At 52.8% G+C, this 2,425-nt stretch carries 2 protein-coding genes; both read right to left on the bottom strand.

Annotation, left to right across the window (positions count from 1 at the left end; genetic code table 11):
- Nucleotides 1–770 precede the first annotated feature (770 nt).
- Nucleotides 771–1,277: a hypothetical protein gene (locus PMW70_RS09605; protein ID WP_271744727.1), complete on the bottom strand. Its 507-nt coding sequence runs from the start codon at nt 1,275–1,277 to the stop codon at nt 771–773.
- A gap of 357 nt (nt 1,278–1,634) precedes the next feature.
- Nucleotides 1,635–2,261: a DUF1648 domain-containing protein gene (locus PMW70_RS09610; RefSeq protein ID WP_271744728.1), complete on the bottom strand. Its 627-nt coding sequence runs from the start codon at nt 2,259–2,261 to the stop codon at nt 1,635–1,637.
- Nucleotides 2,262–2,425: the final 164 nt, after the last annotated feature.

Consider the following 2,425-nt stretch of genomic DNA (forward strand, 5'->3'; position numbering starts at 1 on the left):
ACAAAGCTCTGCATGCCCTGTTTCATAAAGAAGGGCCCGTAGATGGGTGAATTGAACGCAATGGGGACGGAAAAGGCCGCGGCGAGAACGAGCGTACAAATCCATGCGGCCTTGTCTCTTAGGATCAGTTTGAGAAGAAGTCGACAGTACATTTGGAAGCACCTACATTTCTCAAAGCATCGTTAGATTAATAATGACAGACCGAATGAAGATGCGTGCGATGGGGGCGAGGCGAATGGCTGAGCGGTATCGATACGCGGGTTCAACGGCATCATATTGACCACGTAGATTATTAACTTGCATTTCTAACAGTTAAGGAGACGGGTGCTTTCCAGCACACTCCTTCGATGATGCCTTCCGCTAGTTGCTATGCCGGTTTCAGCCAACAAAGAATGTGCCCGGGCGCTCAGGTTCACCGTTAGCGTTGGCAACATATGAGATGGGCCAGGCCCTTGCCGCGCGCCGATTGCGCGAGAGGTGTCGGGCTCCATGTTTATTCCACCTGCTTGTTATCAACCAGCTTCGTTCGACGTCAGACATTCAAGATGTCAGACGTCGAACCTGCGCCAAAGACGCAGCTGGGGCTACTAGCTGCCTACAATCGCTCGCGAAGCTCGCCTGTTCGTGCGTGAATGTCTGACAGCTCCGTCAGACATTGTCGGACATTTGATTGTTCGACAAATGCGCACGTGGTCGCGTTCGCAAAGATTACTGAACGGTCGATGGGTGCGTTGAGACCTGATCAAACGGCGGATGCCAGAAAAATGGCCTCACAGAATCGCACCCATGGTTGATAAAATTGACCGCCCGGGCGCAAATACCCGGGCGGTCAATTCATCCCCTCGTTCGCGATCCTGTTGGGTTTTGGGGCTTTGACATGTTGTTGCCGGATGGATCAGCCGTACAGCTTGATCTCCCGGGGTTCCATGTGGTCGTCCCCCCAATAAGACGCCCCTGATGTAGTCCTGCGGCAGGAACTCGACGGGGAGAGTTGTCGCCAGGAAGTCGTCGAACCACGCCCGCGGTGTCGGGTCTGGCGCATACATGACCTTGGTCGCGCCGTCGGGCAGGGTGATGGTGAGTCGCACCGCGCCATTGCGTCGATACGCCCTCGACCATTCCTCATCGGTATCGCCATACCCTTTGCGATCAGCGGTCGTCCTCCACACGCCCCCCAGTTCATCGAATGACCGCGGATGCTCTCTGAGATCGATCCAATGCAGCTGTGATCTCGTGCGCCTCGCCGCGTTGTACGCCGGCTTCCACTCGTCGGGCAAATATACTCTTTCGAAAATCTCGCGCGACATCTCGCGGAACTTAACTTCATCCGCCCGCGGCCTGTTCGGATACCGACAAACCCGGAAATGCTCCAACGGAGCGCCGAACGAGCGTAACAATATAAAGCCGTGCAACACGAGCTGGACGACCAGAACATCCCAAACAAAGGCCTGTCGGTCCCACCTTCAAGCCCAATAGCAAAATGTGCATCAGCTGATTTGCAGCGATACAAGTCTCAGCCGTCACCATCACACCGCAGCGCGCCTAGTCCCACTCATCCTACTGCAAATGTCCCAGAACGAGAAAACGACCAGCTTAACATGCCAACCTTTATATCCGCACGCGCGTAATTCAACTCATAAGGACCGGCTATCCCTTACCTGTGACACAATCTCAAACGCACAGAACAGAATCATCAGTCCAATCATCGCATAAGAGGCAGCCGAACCTTCAAGCACTATTCCACAAAGAACAATCTCCGCGCCGCCAATAAGAACTGTTATCAGGCGCTCTGCCTTTTTGCTCTCGCCGCTCGCATAAAAAGGCGGCAAAGCGCACAAGATCACATATAGCCCGGGAAGGGAATACAGGATCGATAGTCCAAGTCCCCCATCAACCGCAGTGCTTTGCGTAAGAATCAACTGAACCCAAACGGCAATTATCACTGAGCAGGTTGTCGATAAAAGAAGGCTAGAAATATAGCACGCAACAAAGTCCCGTCGCATTCGAGCAGAGAAATCCGCGAACTCTCTTCGCCGCGTGGAAACAATAAGGTACACAGAAATTGCAATAGAACCAATCAGAGAAAACAGCGGAACAACCAGCAATTCAAGCTTATTACCCCATCGATCAACCACACCCCCACTCCAATGAGCGGGAATTGTATCAGGGAGGGCTGACCAAGCCGCCCATAGAATCAGAAATGGAAGAATAGAGAGGATGAAAGATGATAACACTGCAGTAGTTTTTTTTGAGGCTCTCATCGATTCCGTATCTCCTTGCGCGCTCACATTCCACTCCGCCTTAAATCAAGTTTAAATAAAAACTTGAATGCAAATTTGGGTTGATTTCCGATCTCAGCCGAACACATTGAGCAAATAGGCCGTTCCCGCACCTAGCCGAACGCCCCCGCGGCCCCTCCCGGGGC

Origin of the sequence: Collinsella aerofaciens, assembly GCF_028209625.1 — a bacterium.
GTDB classification, from domain to species: Bacteria; Actinomycetota; Coriobacteriia; order Coriobacteriales; family Coriobacteriaceae; genus Collinsella; species Collinsella aerofaciens_AM.